Below are 14,908 nucleotides of genomic sequence, written 5' to 3' on the forward strand. Positions count from 1 at the left end.
CCTGTTCAAAGTGTCGTTTCATCTGGATCCGTTCGTTCCGTCGCATGCGCTCGATGCCGTGATGGTCGAGCGTCCGTTTGATGACGCGGTGGCTGCACTTGAATCGTTTCTGCAAGTCATCCGTGTTCAGGCAGTCGTCAAAGTACGCCTTGTGGAACTCGCGGAATGGGATGACTCGTGGTTCGATGTGATTCGTCGTACGCGCCTCCAAGGTGGGACGGACCCACCCGTGACGCTTCACGTAGCGATGGAGGCAACGGCGACTGATATAGTGACGGGTGGCGATATCTTCGAGCTTGTCGGTGCTCGTCTCGTAGTCGAGGCGCAAGCGTTCGGTTTCTTCTAACGTGAGGCTTGGTTTCATTGGGTACCTCGCAACTCGGCGAACATCTTTTGCATCTCCTCGTCGTCCGGCACACTGGCGGCTAACTCGTCCTGCCGGCGCTTGTCGTGCTCCCGTTGTTTCGCCCCTTCCGCTTCGAGCCAGTCAGGCGCTTGCTTCATCGCCGTCTCTTTATGCGGCGACCACGACTTGCGTTTCTGTTGTGACTGTTTTCGCTGTTCGAAGTCGGCACGGTCTTGGATGAGCGCTTGCAGGTTCGTGACACCTCGGTCTTTCCAACCGCTGAGGATGGCACGAATGTATTTGTAGTTACGGATGTTCGAGAGTGCCGCTTCATTGATCGCCTCGATGAGTAGTTCGAGTCCGAACTCATTTAAGTCATCAAGAAGGAACTCATGAACAGCAGCAAGGTTTTGATTGATCTTGTTCGTATAGACATCTGCTAACCGCTGGAATTCATTCTCGCCAGTAGTAGTAGAATTACTTGTAGATGTAATCCCTGTATTAGTAATCACTGTATTTGTCTCGTTTTTATACGATAGGGGTCTCGTATCTATACGATAGCCCTCTCGTTTCTGTACGATAGGGTCTCGTTCTGGTACGACAGGGTAGGTCAATTCTTTCAGTCGAGCAGGTACCAATTCGATGAATCGGACATTGTTGAGGGTCATGGTGTCGGTTTCTACATGTCGGAGGTGCGTCTTGATAACACCAAGTTCTTCGAGGAACTTGAGTGCCGTGTATACCTGGTCTTTCGTGAGCGCGAAGGTCTTCTCGAATCCCTTGCGGCTCTTTTGGAGCAAGTCTTCCTTGAAACGTTTCTTATAGCCGAGGAACTCGCCCGTTACCTCGTCTTTCAGTTGGCTCGGACGGTACCAGTACACGATCTCAGCCAAGATGATGATGGCGTTCGTGTTCGGTCGCCCTTTGTCGTTCACGACCGTCTTGAACCACGCGCTCGGGATGGCGATGGAAGGTGGCGCATAGTCCACCATCGCATCGACAATCTCGTTTCCGGTCAATTTCATGCGTATTCATCCTTTCGTGTTAAAACGGTAATGAGTCTGGGTCTAAATCGAGCGCCCCGCCGCTTGAGAACGCATCGTGATTAGCTGCCGTCTTCGGTTGCTTCGGAGCGTTATCATCGAACGGTGGCAAGTCGAAGTCTTGGACGTGGATGACGACTTTCGATTGGTTCTGCCCTTCTTGGTTCGTCCAGCGTTCTTGCACGAGGTCTCCCGAGATGGCAAGAGGCTTTCCTTTCTCCTGGTACTTCATGAAGGTGTCGACGCGTTGCCCGAACACTTTGAAGTCGAAGAACGAGCTGTCGTACTTGCCTTCCATGTTCTTCATGCGATTGCGGACACGGATCGTGCCGACGACCCATTGCTTGCCACCCGGTGATTGCTTGAGTTCGATTGCCTGTGCGAAACCTGTCAATGTGATGTTGTTCATCGTGTAATCCCCTTTTCTCCCGCTGTCGGGTAAAACGTATTTGTGCGTCGTTCAATGTCACGCAGGAGGGCTTGCTCTTGCTCCAAGCCCCAGTGTTCTTCTGCTTGCGTGGCGGTCATCATGTCGAGGACGTGCGCCTCATCGTGGTCCACTTCGATGAGTTCGTATTCGTCATACTGCTTCATCTTGTTTCGCCTCCTTCTGTTTCGCGGCGAGTTCCTTGATTTTCGCTTCCATCTTCGCGTTGACGGCATCGTATTGGGCGACCGTCTTGACTTGCGGAATTTTGAAACTGTCGGTCACGAGTTTCAATTCGACTCCTGCAGCGTTTGCGATGGCTTCGGCTTTCGCTTTCAGAACATCGATTTGTTTAGGTGTGGCTTTCGGTTCAGGTTTCGACTGTTCCACTTTCGCTTGGAACGAGTCTGGGTCGTCCTTGTCGGTCGGGATATTGAACGTTTTGAGGATGAAATACTTCTCGGCGTACGTGGCAGCCTTCCCGATGCCCTTCTCAGCGTTGTCGACGCCTTGTCCTTCCCAGAGCGTGACGATCTGTTCCTCAGGGTTCTCTGCGTGGATCCATGTGAAGCGCATATGCACCGTCGTCATGAACTGAAGCGCGCCTTTTTGCGTGTGGAACTCTTTTAGCTCCTGCCCGAGCATCTCCGTTTTAAGGAAGATACCGTGTTGGTCGAGCAGATCACGAACGGCTGCAATCGTCTGCGAACTTGAAACGTATTGATATTGTGTGCTCTGTGCCGCCTTCTGCAGATAAGGCACTGCGTTCCGAATGGCGACCATTTTTTGATAGAGGTTCATCGTGTGTTCTCCTTTCATCGAATACTCAGGTTGCGATTGTCGACGAGGACGGCACCTGGCACGTCCAAGCCTTCTTTGAGCGCTTGTTTGATGGCTGTCTTGTCCGCCTCGACGATGGTCTTCGTGCGCTTGAGCGCCTCTGGTAGCGTGTCGAGGTCGAGTACGTTGACAGCTTGTGACTTGCGGAAGCCGATGGTGTACTTCAAACCCTTCACGCGGTCGAGCTGTGCGTCTTCGAGCATGTCGTGGAGATACGTCTTCATGCGCTCGATTTTCGCATCGTTCAAGCGTCTACGTTCGGCGAGGCGTTGCTCTTCCTGCTTGAGCGCGGCGCTGTCGGCTTGTAGCGAGAAGATGAAGGACGCGACGTCCTCGGCTTTCGCTTCGATGGCTTCGTTGAGTGCGTCGAGCGTGTCACCCACGGCGTCGGAGAGTTCGAGGTCCTCGTGGTCCATGTCAGCGATGGCGTTCAACAGTTCTTGCTTCTGGCGTGTGAGTTCGTAGAGTTTCATCGTGTCGCCTCCTCTGGCACGTCTTCGATTGGGATGCAAATGTCTAGTTGCTGGCGATATGAGTCTGATACACCCCATTGTCTATGGTTGGGGCTGTCACAAAAATCATATAAAGCAAACACAGCTTTGAAAGACTCACTGTCGAATCCCACCTTGTACCAAACGTCAGAACTTTCAAAAGCCCCCACCCACTCATTCGGGCGGTCGAGCATCGTTTGACGGACGTCAAAGGGTTTCGGGACGTACCAATTGACACTTAATATGTCTTGGATTGTAGCGAACGAGAGGATTTCGTGATGCGTAGGATTCGGGATATAGTAAAGGTGTCCGTTAGGGTCTAAGCGGTATCTCTCGCTCTCGCATGAGTAAACTTTTTCACCGTCCAATAACCGCTTGAGCGCCTCGCGCCCGTCAATCTTTTCGAATTTAGCTTGGTTCATACCGCTGTCCCTCCTTGTTCTTTCAGCATTGTTTCGTAGCAGACACGCTTCACGCGCTTGGCGCCGTATTCTTGCGCGAGTCGTTCGTAGCGAAGCTCGACCTCGCTTTTCGGCTCGTCTTGTGCGAGGACTTCCTGCCATTCGACCGCTTGGTCGATCTGCGTGATGGCGTCGCTGATTGGTGACGTGATGTTGGCGTTGAGGCTACCGAGTGCGATGATACGTTCGCGGATGTCGTCGAGGTCAGCGGCGATGTCGTTCAGTTCGTTGATTTTGTCGTAGGCGTTCATGTCAGAAACCCTCCGTTTCAGGTAGTTTTTTCTCGTCAAGTAGTCCGATGTTATAGGCTTGTTTAGCTGTTTTGTGGTCGACCAATACCCCGCCGACTGTATTTGCGTATGGTGAAATCTTCCCTTGGTAGTAGCCCGTTTCCAGTTCTCTCTTTGTGAAAGGGTGATTTGGCATCAGCACAGGGCAAGAGTCGAATTGGATTTTCTTTTTGTACCATTCGCTATAAAATCGCTTGCCGAGGAGGTAGATCACTTCTCCTTCTCGGTCTTTGTAATACCAATCAAGAAGTTCGGGTCCGATTTCGCTTGCTCCGCATGAGATGCAGTGGTAAGGTCCGCATTGTACCCAACCGACTTCGACGTCTACAAAGTCAGCATCCATTTCAGATTGGCAATAAGGGCATTCTTCCATGTCATTCGTCCTCCTTCAATGTGGCTTCCAGTAGGTTCTGGACTTGCTTGATTGCGTTGTAATAGCCCTGTTCGAGCTCGTAGTCGTAACCGCTGACGACGAGGCGTTCGATGGCTTGGCTGTAATCGCGGCGTAACTGCGAGAGTTGTTGGTCGAAGCGCTGAATCTTCGTCTCGAGCGCTTGGAGTTGGTCGTGCGCTTGGATGGTCATTCGGTTTCCTCCTTGCCGAAAACGTCGTCGATGTGGTCCAATAAATCGCGGTAGATGTTGACGGTACGTTCCGATTCGGGGCCGGTCGTCAATTCCGTGTAGTTTCGAATCATGTTTTGGATATACGCGCGGTGGAACTTGATTTGTTCCTCGCGTTGTTCGAGCGTGAATCGTTTCATTCGGTTTCCTCCTTGCAACTGAGGTAGCTGATCCCTGCGAATACGGTTGCGAGGGTGAGTGTGACGGCGGCGCCGACAAGGTAGTAGTCTGATTGACCGAGTAGCATCGTGAGTAAGAGTGATGCAAGAGCGGCGTACCCTGTCGTCTGGAACAGGATGTCGATTTGGCGTTCGGTGAGCATGTTATCCTCCATTTCTGAGGCGCCCCGTGGTATACTCAAGGTGTCGAATCAAGAGCAGGCGGGGTCTTTCCCTCGTCTGTTTTTTTGCGTTCATTTATTGAGTTGGTCGAGCCATTCGTAGAGTGCCGAGCGTTCGATGAGCACCCGCTTCTCGACCTTGACGTGAGGCAAGCCGTTGACACGGATGTGTTTATCAACCGCCCAGCGGCTCAGTTTAAGCTCCTCGCATACCTCGTTGATGGTCATGTACTCACGGTGCGGTTTGGCGTACTCTTGCATGACCTTGGCGACGGCTGACTCGATCAGTTGGGACATGGCTTGCGTGTCGAACATGGGATGACTCCTTTCAGTCGCCGTGAATCTCGTTTAGCAATTTGGCGGCGGTCAACGCTTTGATAAGACGATCGATGTCTTCGTGGTCTAAAAGAACAGATTCGTCATTGACGTCAAGCAGGGTTAATTTCGTTTCGTCTCCAAGTGCCGTATTCAATGTCGTTACAAAGACGACAGGTCCTGCGTGTGTCTGTACTGCGATTTCGTCACGGCTCATCAATTCTTCTGTTTTCATAGCCCGTTCCTCCAGTTCATTATTAAGATTCGAAGTCTAGTTGTAGTTGGTCGTTCAATTTACTGATGACCATGCGGTTCTCAGTGTTCGGTGTCCATTCACGGATAAACACTTTCGCTTCCTGGAGCTTGACGCGCGGCAAGTCACCTTTGCGGGCAATCTCGAAGTAATGTTTGAATTCTTTCCAGAATTGCGCGTATACCGTTTGACGGAGCGAGGCATCTTTGTAAGCAGGCGCCTTCTTACCACCTAACGAAGTGACGACGCGCTTATTTGCCAATTCCGAGAACATTTGTTCATCACTTGTAGTCAATCGCATCTCACCTTTGAGCATTTTCACATCTTCTTTAATCACTTCCGTGTCTTCGATTAAATCTGCATGTGAACGGAATAACATGGCGAGCGATTGCTCTGGGCTCACTTGGATTGCCTTCTCCATTTGGTTGAAGTGCTTGACGTAAAACGCTGTGAACAGGATGCCTTTTTCTCCGGTTAGTTTGTTGGCGATCATCTCGCAACCAAGTTTCGTGAGAAGGTAGCAACGGTAAGACTTTCCGGTACCGGCTTGATACGACGATTCGATATAGTAATCATCAGAACTCAATTCTGAGGTTTGATTAATCACTTCGATATGTTCTGAAATATCACGAACCAAGTTGTCATGACGCTTCCCAATCATGTCCGCCACGTCACGGCTGTCGATTACCTGCTGTTGCTCTTTGACTTGTGCAGCGATGTGCATCGCTTGGAACATTGGTGTTTTAAATTCGTTCATGTTACACTCTCCTTATAAATAGTCATTTTGACTAGCTTTAGTCAAAACGTGTTGCTTGTCTGCAAAAAAAAGCACGTCTACTGGCTTCTTGAGGATGTCGGCCATGACCAACGCTTCCCCGACTGTGATGACGCGTGTACCTTGCTCGATACGTGAGTACAACGTGGCGCTGAGCCCGAGTTTCTTAGCCATGTATTTCTGGGTAATGCCTAAGTAACGGCGGGTGCTCGCGAGTTCGTTGCGATCGTACTTTGAACTCATTACCTCACCTCCTTGATTTCATCTTAAACTAGTCAAATTGAATAGTCAACACAATTTGTGTTATTTTTTAAACTTTTTGTGTTGTGGCTACACGTTTTGTATAATTTATAAGGAGGAACCACCTTATGACTACCAACTTAGACATGACGACATATAATGAAGGTAACAGAGGGAGTGGGTATAAATTGAGTACGATTGGAGATCGCATGCGTGCCCGGCGTGAACAAAAAGGCTGGACGCAAAAGAAAGTCGCGGAGCGTCTGAATCTGCTGCCGACGGCATATGCGAATTACGAGAATGGGAGTCGGGGTATTCGGGCGGACATGGTGAAGGATATCGCTACCGCACTTGAATGCACGACAAACTATTTATTGGGTGAGGTTAATGATCCAGAGGAGTCTGTTTACGACGAGGTATCAAAGTTCACGAATGCGGAGATTCAATTCTTACGATCAATGCGATTCACAGACGAAGAGTTGAGCCGATTGACGCGAGAAGAGTTCATCCAGATTCAGAACTTTATCGATTATCAAGTGAAGAAGCATCTATTGAAAGAAATGGAACAAAAATAAAAAGGGCTCAGGCCCTTTTTTTCGTGGAGACGAATAGTTTTTTTATTTGAACCTCGTCCCAGCGTCTGGGGTCGAGCGCTTGGTCTAAGGTGAAATCAACAGAAAGGAGCGTTTCTTCCTTCTCGTTGTGGCGGGTAAAGTTCTTCAGTTGCTTCATATCGACTGAGTTGTTTGACGTATTGGCGCTATCCGAGATTTCTACCATCCAAATTCCTTCTTTCGTCCTGTTTTTTACGAACTAGCGTTCGCAACTTGTGACTCTAGTATGATACAACGCACTTATATATTCAACCATAATTTTGGGTCACCCTGTAAAATATTGTTCGACAGTTTTCTGATAATCGTGTCGAATTGAAACTTTATTTAACAAAGATGGGTATATGTAGTGTAGATGGTACAATGGATGCGAGAAATTGAAAGGGGATTGCCTTATGAATATATTGACCAATATCGGGATTGCCGTGGCGATGTTCGCCCTTATGTTCCATGTCGCCGCACGCTATGAAATACGGAAGGATGAGCAAAAGGGTGAGCGGAGCACACGACGTCTGTTACGGATGCGTCGAGTAAGTGGGCAGATCGTCGGTATCGCCGGTGTCCTCACCCTCATCTCGATGGCCGTTCCGACGGATGATCCAGAGTCAGAAGAAATCAAGACCGAAACGCGAGTGGAATCTGAAGAAGATGCTAAAGCGGTAGAAGAAACCGACACAGTAGATGAAGTTGTTAGTGAAGAATCTACTATTGAAGAAGAATCATCGGAAGTTGCGGAAACGACCGAAGCGGAACCCCCAGCATATGCCTTTGATAGCACGCAAGCTGAAGCGGACTATTTCACAGCAATCGGATTGACACTCGAGAGCGGTGTGACCACGATGCAAGACGTTGCTGCCATGAGTCGTATGTGTGGAAAAGTGTGTCCTGACGTCCCTGGTGATGATTGGGGACTACAACTCGAAGCGATGAACGCAGAAGTCTTTGAACTCGACCATCGACTTTACGACTTCGCGCTCGGATTGAGCGAGATCCCAGAAGGCAGTTCTCCAAACATCGACTTCGGTGCCCGTGACGAACTCGTACGAGATATGAAGATTATGAACGAATTTATTTCGGTCATCATGACGAAAACCGATTGGCAGTCATGGGAAGATGGTTGGGACACGGTAGACGAAGCGGTGCGGTTGATGGAAAAGATGTATATGACGAACGTATACACGGTTCCCACGGCTCAATAACTGTATGTATTTTGTGCACAGCATTGTGCACACTTACCGCCCATGCACAGGCGAATTCACATTTTTAAACACCAATAACTTACAATAACGATTCGCAGAATGGCTCAACCACGCCATACCATGCACGAACATACTTCCACTAACATCCAAATTAGAAATGGTAATGCTGCAGCACGAGTTCGATTCTCGTCGGAGGCATCAATAATATCGCTCAACGAAGCGGTTCAGAGCACTTCCTGTTTATGACAGGAAGTGCTTTTTTATACTTATCAATCTAATATCGTTTTGATGAACATTCTGACGACAATCAATGGTACAATTTGGATTACCATATCTTTTACAGGAGGGTTTCGATGAAACGAGCACTTGGGATAGGCACAGTCGTAATTTTTTTGGCAGCTTGTTCGCCTAGTTCTGATCAGGACTCAAAACCTGAACCAGTTACAGAAAACACCACAAAAACATCAGAAGAAACCGTCGAAGAATTCACTCTATTTTTCAAAGGCGAACCAACTCAAAAAGAAATTGATATTTTCTGGGGATATTTACGATCCGAAAGTAGCGATGTGCTCGCTGCATTCGCCGAGGGATCAGAAAGTCTTTGGGCTTGCCAAAACACTTGCGAGAAACCTGACTCGACTGAATCCATTAACCTACAAAATCGTTTGGATCAAACCTTTACTAACATCGAAGAATTGCGAGTGGGTCTTGAACACTTAAAAGAATTTGATATCGACCATATTCAACATGTTGAAATCGATTCCGTTCTTCGGTCATTAACCTATTCGCAGGACGTGATCAATCACTTCAAAGAAACGAAGCACCAATTGACATGGAGAGAACAAGCAGACATGCTCGGCAGTGCACGTGGTATTGTAAAAGGTTTGAACATCGAACTGAGCGGTGTCTGACTCCGTTCGTGTCACATGGATCATAGATCAGCCTGAGTGTACCTCACCTTGACATCATTTCCGTTCCTCTATAAACTTGAAAAGTTGAAATCATTTAATAGTTAGAGGAAGGAGCATGATTCATGCTAAACGAATGGTTATGGATTCCTTCTGCCATCCTTACACTCGGTCTTCTCGTCCTCAGTTACAAATTGTTCGGACGGGTGGGATTATATGCTTGGATTGCGATGGCTTCAGTTGTCGCAAATATTCAAGTTACACAACAGATTGTAATTGGCGGATACATTTTTACGCTCGGTAACATCGTCTACGGTTCGCTTTATTTAGCAACTGATATTTTGAACGAAAAACACGGACGAGCTGCGGCTCGAAAAGGGGTATGGCTCGGGTTCTTCATTTTGATCGTTTCGACGGTACTCATGCAGTATGCCCTCTTGTATGAACCGTTCGAAGAAGCGCTCTTCATGCACGAAAGTTTTGAGGCACTCTTCTCGATGCTTCCGTTGATCACACTTGGTAGCCTTTCTGCTTACCTCGTCTCTCAATTGTTTGACGTCTTCGTCTACTCGAAGATTCGCGCCAAAACGGGCGAGAAAAAACTTTGGCTCAGAACGACAGGTTCTACCGTGCTCTCACAGTTAATTGATACGTTCACTTTCTGTATCATCGCTTTCTGGGGAATGGATTGGGACATCTGGTGGAACATCTTCATTACGACGTACGTTGCGAAATTTGTGATTGCTTGGATGGCAACACCGTTCATGTACTATGCAAAACGCACGAATCCTCAAGATGAAACCGAACAAGACGCTGCATAAAATAAGCCGTAACTTCACTGTCGAAGTTACGGCTTTTCTTATGGTCGTTCAATCTGGATACGCACAGCATACGGACGGGCTTCTTCAATCGACGCCGACTCTCGACAGACAGTGATCGCCTTGAACGCATCAATGGCGACCGCTTCGATCGTTTGATCGTTCGTTTCGACTTCAAGAATGGTATAGGCAGGTAAACGCTCGAGTTTAACCCACTCCCCGTTACGTTTTTTTTCATAGATGACTGGTGTTTGAATCGAGTAACGTCGGAGTAAATCATGTACATTCATCTGATCTCCTCCCTATTTAAATCGTACACCTATTATAGAAAGCGTTTTCACATTTGTAAAGCGAGCTTATCGAAAAATTATACACATTTCCACTTCATTTCGAATTGAAAATGTCCGATATAGGGAGTATAGAAATGGGGTGAATTGATGCGTTATCGCAGACAGGAAACTTTTCGCTATATTCTACCGAATCCCCGCACGATCCCTTATCGACTCGTTTGGGAAGAGAAGGAACTTTATGATGGAGAAGGACTTCTATTGAATGTGAGTTCACATGGACTGAAATTGCGATCCGATTATCTTTTCCCACTATCCGATGATTTGCAGGTCCACTTCGTCCTCGATCTCGTTCCGACTCTTCAACCTATTGAGTTGATTGGACATGTCAGACATCGCAGTCAATTAGGTTCATTATACGATTATGGTATTTTGCTTGATGCCAAAATGGAAGAAACGCAACAACTTGTCACGATGATTAAAATGTATGCACGTGAAAATAAATGAGAACATGCGCCATCGCATCTTCTCATTTTTTCGTGTTTCTAAAAGAGGGTATACTAACAGTATGAAAATCATTGGGCGAGGTGTTTGTATGACAAGAAAATTTTTATTGATTCCATGGGCTGTGGCCATCGCATTGGCCATTTTCGGTCCGAACGTACCGTTTGACGGTCGATTCTTGCTCGATTTTGTGATGTATAATACAGATGCTTACGAAGGTTATTCTCTTTCCTTATTCAGTATTCTAGGTGTATTTCCATTAGCCATATTCCCGCTGCTTTGGTCAGAAGTGAACCAATTGAAGCCAAATCCGCTGTTTGCGGCAATCAGTAGTTTCTTCGTAGGAGGCTTCTTACTCGCCCCCTATTTGGCTTTCGCGAGACAATCTCCTTATCCAACTCCCGTTAAACCGCTTCCAACACGTATCCTTGGTGTCGTATTGTTGCTGGTGACAATCGGATTGTTTATCGCCGCCGCAAATACAGGGGATGTAGCAGAATATTGGTCGTATGTGGAGAAAAATCAGTTCGTTCGAACGATGACGGTCGATTTCTTTTTATTGGCATTTATTCAGATCACGTTAATGAATCGCGATGCGAAACGGTATAAGATGAGCCTTTGGCCTCTTCCATACATTCCCCTGTTTGGTTTGATCTTCTGGCTCATGATCCGGCATCAAAAACCGTTTAACGAGGCACCACCAAAACGTGAGCGGGCCGAGATGAAACATTGATATCCCTTTTTGACTCATGAACCGTTATACTAGTTAGTAGTTTTGTAATTAAAGGAGATTATCGCATGCGCTATTTTCAAGTCACCTCTTATGTGACTGTTAAGAATGAAGAACTTGTCTTGAATGAATATGTAAAAGTGCCAAATCCAAAAGTAGATCAATTTTTAAAAGAAACGCTAGAGCTTGATCTGTATGATGATCAAGTGACGTTGCGTGAATGTGTTGTCGCAAACGGAAAGTGGGAATGCCCTGTCGGTGACTTTGTCATCACGGAGCATACGGATGAGAAGAAATTCAACCGTCTACAAAACAGCCGTTCCTCAAAAACGAAAAAGTAAGCTCGACACGAAAAACCTCCTTGTCTAATCGACGAGGAGGTTTTATCTTACAAGTTAATCCCTTTATTCATCCGATTCTTCATCGGGATCTGGATCAGGGTGTTGGGTCGGAGCCGGTTTTTGTGCCGGGTTTGATTCATCATCCGGAATTGGATCTGGATGTACCCCTGGTTGTGATTCGTCTCGTTTCATCGTATCCCTCCTTCATCGTTACTCCATTTGTTTATCCGTTTTCTTCCGTCATGAAACACATTAGTGTATATTTTGATTCCCAATCACTCGTCTTGAGATGGCTTTTTCAATCTCTACGATGATAAATACGACGGCTCCAAATGCCACTGGATAAATCCAATCTTCCCACGTAAGTGGAGCGGTCCCGAATAGCGTATGCATGAACGGAACATACGTGATGAACAATTGTAGGGCGATGAGCAGTCCAGATACGAGGAACGCGATTTTATTGTCGAAGAAACGACGATTGAACGCCGGAACTAACTCAGTGCGACAGTTATATAAGTGGAACAACTGTGCCATGACAATCGCATTTAAAGTAATGGTCTGTAATTTCTCGGTCGAGTAATCGAAATCTCCGAGCATGTAGTTGATCCATAAACTACCTCCCCCGATTAATATCGACACGAACGTGACACGGAAGATGTAATAGCGACTGAGAAGTGGAACGTTCGCCGGTCGTGGAGGACGCTTCATCGTACTCTCTTCAAGTGGTTCAAAGGCAATCGCCAATGAAAGCGTAATCGCGACGACCATGTTGACCCATAAGATTTGAACTGGGCTGAGTGGAGCTGCTGCCCCGAGTAAAATACTCATTGCTACGAGTAACGCCTGTCCACCGTTCGTAGGGAGTAGGAAGAGAATCGTTTTCTTCAAGTTGTCATAGACACGTCGACCTTCACGGACGGCGTTATAGATGGTTTTGAAGTTATCATCGACAAGAACCATTTGAGAGGCTTCTTTTGCGACTTCCGTCCCTTTGATCCCCATTGCGACCCCGATATCGGCACGTTTTAAGGCAGGTGCGTCGTTCACACCGTCTCCGGTCATCGAGGTGATCAATCCATTCTCTTGTAACCCTTTCACGAGACGAAGTTTATCATTCGGACTCGTTCGGGCGAATACGTCATTGTGAATAGACGCTTCTTTAATTTCCTCATCAGACATGTCTGTCAGCTCTCGACCCTCGAGCGCCCCTTCCACTTCCATACCGAGTTCTTTTGCGATGGCGACAGCCGTATCCTTATGGTCACCAGTGATCATTTTAATTCGGATTCCAGCATCACGACACGCGGCGACTGCGTCAATCGCCTCTTGACGTGGCGGATCGACGATACCAAACAAACCGAGGAAAGTCAGACCATCTTCAACGTCCTCATGATCAATCGATTGTTTTGAACTGTCGACACGTTTTAATCCGGCACCGAGGACGCGCTGACCGCGGTCGGCAATCTCTTTTCGTTTTTCATCCCAATACTCTTCCTTGAATCCGTCTGTTGTTGCCATATCAAACAAGCGATCCGGAGCCCCTTTGACGAAGATCATGCGCTCGCCTTTATACTCAACGAGCGTCGCCATGTATTTATACTCTGAGTCAAAAGGGATTTTAGAGATGACTTTAAGACGTTCAATCGGGCGCTCCGCTTTCTCAGCGACAGTTAATAAACACGCCTCAGTCGGGTCCCCATTGATGATCCAATTCCCATCTTCTTCGTTCAACTGTGCATCGTTACATGTCTTCCCAACAGTCAATAGATCAATCATTGACTCATCATCATCCAAGTCAAACGGTTGACCGTTCAATTCTAAGTCTCCGTTTGGTGCATACCCGCTACCTGACACCTCGATGTCATGTTTCGCCGTCACGATTTGTTTGACGGTCATCTCGTTTTTCGTCAACGTTCCGGTCTTATCGGTACAGATGACCGAGACTGCGCCTAACGTTTCAACCGATGGCAGACTTCGAACAATAGCTTTTTGCTCAGCCATATTCCGAACCCCGAGCGCCAAGATAATCGAGATGACAGCTGGTAATCCTTCTGGAATGGCTGCGACTGCTAGACCAATCGTCGTTAACATAAGTTCGACTGGTTCATAATCTCGTAAGAAATAACCGAATGCATAAATAATGACAGAGATAATTAGGATGGCGATGGAGACCGTCTGTCCAAACTTCGTCGTCTGACGAATCAGTGGCGTCTTCACGGTTTGTACTTCTGAAATGGACGCATTGATTTGACCAAGTTCCGTACCTTCTCCGATTGCCGTCACAATAGCTTTCGCACTTCCAGTTGCCACACTCGTTCCTGAATAGACCATGTTTTTTCGATCTGCGAGCACGGCCTCTTCTTTGACGACGTCTGGTTTTTTCTCGACCGTTGTGGCCTCACCGGTCAATGCGGATTCTTCCACTTTAAATTTTTCTGCTTGAATAACCCTTGCGTCGGCGGGTACTTTATCTCCGGCAGCAAGCACGAGTACATCTCCGACTACTAAATCACTTGAATCAATCTCGGATTGTTTGCCGTCCCGAATGACGGTCGCTTTCGTTTCCAATAATTTTTTAATTCCTTCTAATGCCTCTTCCGCTTTATTCTCTTGGAGATAGCCGACGACACCGATAATTGTGACAACAAGGACGATTACAATCGTATCGATGTATTCACCAAGAAAACCGGTGACAACTGCCGCTCCCAAAAGGACGTATACGAGAATGTCATTAAATTGTCTTAGAAATTTTATGATTTCAGGCGTCTTCTCCTTTTCAGGTAGGACGTTCTTTCCGAACTCCTCCTGACGATTGGTGACCGTTTGCTTCGAGAGACCAGATTCTACATCAGTCTCCACGTGGGACTGAACCTCGTCTACTTCAAGCGCATGCCATTCCCTGTTTTCGTTCTGCATGTTCTTTCCTCCTCGACCAATACTTTATGAAAACATCTATCCCCTATCTGTTCCCAATCTGATGCGGCTCGACACGTCCAAACTTGTATAATTGATGTCATTTTTCAAAGAAAACGCTCCCATGATTCTTTATTTCTTCATGTAAACGGT

Annotated in this window: 27 protein-coding genes; 8 read left to right on the forward strand and 19 right to left on the reverse strand. The window is 47.2% G+C overall.

The window, feature by feature from the left end; genetic code table 11:
- Positions 1-10 precede the first annotated feature (10 nt).
- A complete protein-coding gene (locus KNP62_RS03720) occupies positions 11-346 on the forward strand; it encodes a hypothetical protein (RefSeq protein ID WP_214783329.1) in 336 nt (111 codons plus the stop codon).
- 14 nt (positions 347-360) lie between these two features.
- Here the strand turns inward: KNP62_RS03720 and KNP62_RS03725 are convergent, their stop codons facing one another.
- The 15 genes from KNP62_RS03725 to KNP62_RS03795 form a co-directional block, all read right to left on the reverse strand.
- Positions 361-1,371: a DnaD domain-containing protein gene (locus tag KNP62_RS03725; RefSeq protein WP_214783332.1), complete on the reverse strand. Its 1,011-nt coding sequence runs from the start codon at positions 1,369-1,371 to the stop codon at positions 361-363.
- A gap of 19 nt (positions 1,372-1,390) precedes the next feature.
- Positions 1,391-1,798, reverse strand: a complete 408-nt coding sequence (locus tag KNP62_RS03730) for a single-stranded DNA-binding protein (protein ID WP_214783335.1) — start codon at positions 1,796-1,798, stop codon at positions 1,391-1,393.
- Complete coding sequence (locus KNP62_RS03735) at positions 1,795-1,983, reverse strand: hypothetical protein (protein WP_214783338.1); 189 nt, start codon at positions 1,981-1,983, stop codon at positions 1,795-1,797. Before KNP62_RS03735 ends, KNP62_RS03730 begins: the two co-directional genes overlap by 4 nt.
- Positions 1,970-2,617, reverse strand: coding sequence for an ERF family protein (locus KNP62_RS03740; protein ID WP_214783341.1), 648 nt, complete (start codon positions 2,615-2,617; stop codon positions 1,970-1,972). The genes KNP62_RS03735 and KNP62_RS03740 overlap by 14 nt, the downstream gene beginning before the upstream one ends.
- A 14-nt stretch (positions 2,618-2,631) precedes the next feature.
- A complete protein-coding gene (locus KNP62_RS03745; protein ID WP_214783344.1) occupies positions 2,632-3,129 on the reverse strand; it encodes a siphovirus Gp157 family protein in 498 nt (165 codons plus the stop codon).
- Complete coding sequence (locus KNP62_RS03750; protein WP_214783347.1) at positions 3,126-3,569, reverse strand: hypothetical protein; 444 nt, start codon at positions 3,567-3,569, stop codon at positions 3,126-3,128. The genes KNP62_RS03745 and KNP62_RS03750 overlap by 4 nt, the downstream gene beginning before the upstream one ends.
- Positions 3,566-3,859: a hypothetical protein gene (locus tag KNP62_RS03755; RefSeq protein WP_214783350.1), complete on the reverse strand. Its 294-nt coding sequence runs from the start codon at positions 3,857-3,859 to the stop codon at positions 3,566-3,568. Before KNP62_RS03755 ends, KNP62_RS03750 begins: the two co-directional genes overlap by 4 nt.
- Position 3,860: 1 nt before the next feature.
- Entirely contained in the window at positions 3,861-4,271 is a 411-nt protein-coding gene (locus tag KNP62_RS03760) for a hypothetical protein (protein ID WP_214783353.1), read from the reverse strand.
- A gap of 1 nt (position 4,272) precedes the next feature.
- A complete protein-coding gene (locus KNP62_RS03765) occupies positions 4,273-4,482 on the reverse strand; it encodes a hypothetical protein (protein WP_214783356.1) in 210 nt (69 codons plus the stop codon).
- Entirely contained in the window at positions 4,479-4,661 is a 183-nt protein-coding gene (locus KNP62_RS03770; RefSeq protein ID WP_214783359.1) for a hypothetical protein, read from the reverse strand. Before KNP62_RS03770 ends, KNP62_RS03765 begins: the two co-directional genes overlap by 4 nt.
- Complete coding sequence (locus KNP62_RS03775) at positions 4,658-4,843, reverse strand: hypothetical protein (protein ID WP_214783362.1); 186 nt, start codon at positions 4,841-4,843, stop codon at positions 4,658-4,660. The genes KNP62_RS03770 and KNP62_RS03775 overlap by 4 nt, the downstream gene beginning before the upstream one ends.
- Before the next feature lie 90 nt (positions 4,844-4,933).
- Positions 4,934-5,176: a helix-turn-helix domain-containing protein gene (locus KNP62_RS03780; RefSeq protein ID WP_214783270.1), complete on the reverse strand. Its 243-nt coding sequence runs from the start codon at positions 5,174-5,176 to the stop codon at positions 4,934-4,936.
- Positions 5,177-5,189: 13 nt separating this feature from the next.
- A complete protein-coding gene (locus KNP62_RS03785) occupies positions 5,190-5,411 on the reverse strand; it encodes a hypothetical protein (protein ID WP_214783364.1) in 222 nt (73 codons plus the stop codon).
- A gap of 22 nt (positions 5,412-5,433) precedes the next feature.
- Entirely contained in the window at positions 5,434-6,186 is a 753-nt protein-coding gene (locus KNP62_RS03790; protein WP_214783365.1) for a Rha family transcriptional regulator, read from the reverse strand.
- A gap of 12 nt (positions 6,187-6,198) precedes the next feature.
- The gene (locus KNP62_RS03795; RefSeq protein ID WP_214783367.1) at positions 6,199-6,447 is read right to left on the reverse strand and encodes a helix-turn-helix transcriptional regulator; all 249 of its coding nucleotides are present in this window, start codon (positions 6,445-6,447) and stop codon (positions 6,199-6,201) included.
- Between the two features lie 125 nt (positions 6,448-6,572).
- Here KNP62_RS03795 and KNP62_RS03800 point away from each other — a divergent pair, with 125 nt between their 5' ends.
- Positions 6,573-7,019 carry a helix-turn-helix domain-containing protein gene (locus KNP62_RS03800; RefSeq protein ID WP_214783370.1) on the forward strand — a complete coding sequence of 149 codons (447 nt, stop codon included), beginning with the start codon at positions 6,573-6,575 and terminating at the stop codon, positions 7,017-7,019.
- Between the two features lie 7 nt (positions 7,020-7,026).
- Here KNP62_RS03800 and KNP62_RS03805 read toward each other — a convergent pair whose 3' ends face one another.
- Positions 7,027-7,224, reverse strand: a complete 198-nt coding sequence (locus tag KNP62_RS03805) for a hypothetical protein (protein ID WP_214783372.1) — start codon at positions 7,222-7,224, stop codon at positions 7,027-7,029.
- Positions 7,225-7,450: 226 nt separating this feature from the next.
- Between KNP62_RS03805 and KNP62_RS03810 the strand changes: the two genes are divergently transcribed.
- The 3 genes from KNP62_RS03810 (at position 7,451) to KNP62_RS03820 (ending at position 9,983) form a co-directional block, all read left to right on the forward strand.
- Entirely contained in the window at positions 7,451-8,254 is an 804-nt protein-coding gene (locus KNP62_RS03810) for a hypothetical protein (protein WP_214783375.1), read from the forward strand.
- 353 nt (positions 8,255-8,607) lie between these two features.
- The gene (locus KNP62_RS03815) at positions 8,608-9,165 is read left to right on the forward strand and encodes a hypothetical protein (protein ID WP_214783378.1); all 558 of its coding nucleotides are present in this window, start codon (positions 8,608-8,610) and stop codon (positions 9,163-9,165) included.
- 122 nt (positions 9,166-9,287) lie between these two features.
- Entirely contained in the window at positions 9,288-9,983 is a 696-nt protein-coding gene (locus KNP62_RS03820; RefSeq protein WP_214783381.1) for a queuosine precursor transporter, read from the forward strand.
- 38 nt (positions 9,984-10,021) lie between these two features.
- Here KNP62_RS03820 and KNP62_RS03825 read toward each other — a convergent pair whose 3' ends face one another.
- The gene (locus KNP62_RS03825; protein WP_214692196.1) at positions 10,022-10,270 is read right to left on the reverse strand and encodes a hypothetical protein; all 249 of its coding nucleotides are present in this window, start codon (positions 10,268-10,270) and stop codon (positions 10,022-10,024) included.
- A gap of 147 nt (positions 10,271-10,417) precedes the next feature.
- On the opposite strand from KNP62_RS03825, the gene KNP62_RS03830 reads away from it, so the two are divergent.
- From KNP62_RS03830 to KNP62_RS03840, 3 genes are all read left to right on the forward strand, one after another.
- Entirely contained in the window at positions 10,418-10,774 is a 357-nt protein-coding gene (locus tag KNP62_RS03830) for a PilZ domain-containing protein (RefSeq protein WP_214692194.1), read from the forward strand.
- Between the two features lie 88 nt (positions 10,775-10,862).
- On the forward strand, positions 10,863-11,504 hold the full coding sequence (locus KNP62_RS03835) for a hypothetical protein (protein ID WP_214783384.1): 642 nt from the start codon (positions 10,863-10,865) through the stop codon (positions 11,502-11,504).
- A 65-nt stretch (positions 11,505-11,569) separates the two neighbouring features.
- Entirely contained in the window at positions 11,570-11,842 is a 273-nt protein-coding gene (locus KNP62_RS03840; protein ID WP_214783387.1) for a hypothetical protein, read from the forward strand.
- A gap of 63 nt (positions 11,843-11,905) precedes the next feature.
- Here KNP62_RS03840 and KNP62_RS15650 read toward each other — a convergent pair whose 3' ends face one another.
- The gene (locus tag KNP62_RS15650; protein WP_256441151.1) at positions 11,906-12,034 is read right to left on the reverse strand and encodes a hypothetical protein; all 129 of its coding nucleotides are present in this window, start codon (positions 12,032-12,034) and stop codon (positions 11,906-11,908) included.
- A gap of 60 nt (positions 12,035-12,094) precedes the next feature.
- A complete protein-coding gene (locus KNP62_RS03845) occupies positions 12,095-14,758 on the reverse strand; it encodes a cation-transporting P-type ATPase (RefSeq protein ID WP_214783390.1) in 2,664 nt (887 codons plus the stop codon).
- Positions 14,759-14,908 lie beyond the last annotated feature (150 nt).

It is taken from the genome of Exiguobacterium sp. s183 (assembly GCF_018617655.1).
GTDB lineage: Bacteria > Bacillota > Bacilli > Exiguobacteriales > Exiguobacteriaceae > Exiguobacterium > Exiguobacterium aestuarii_A.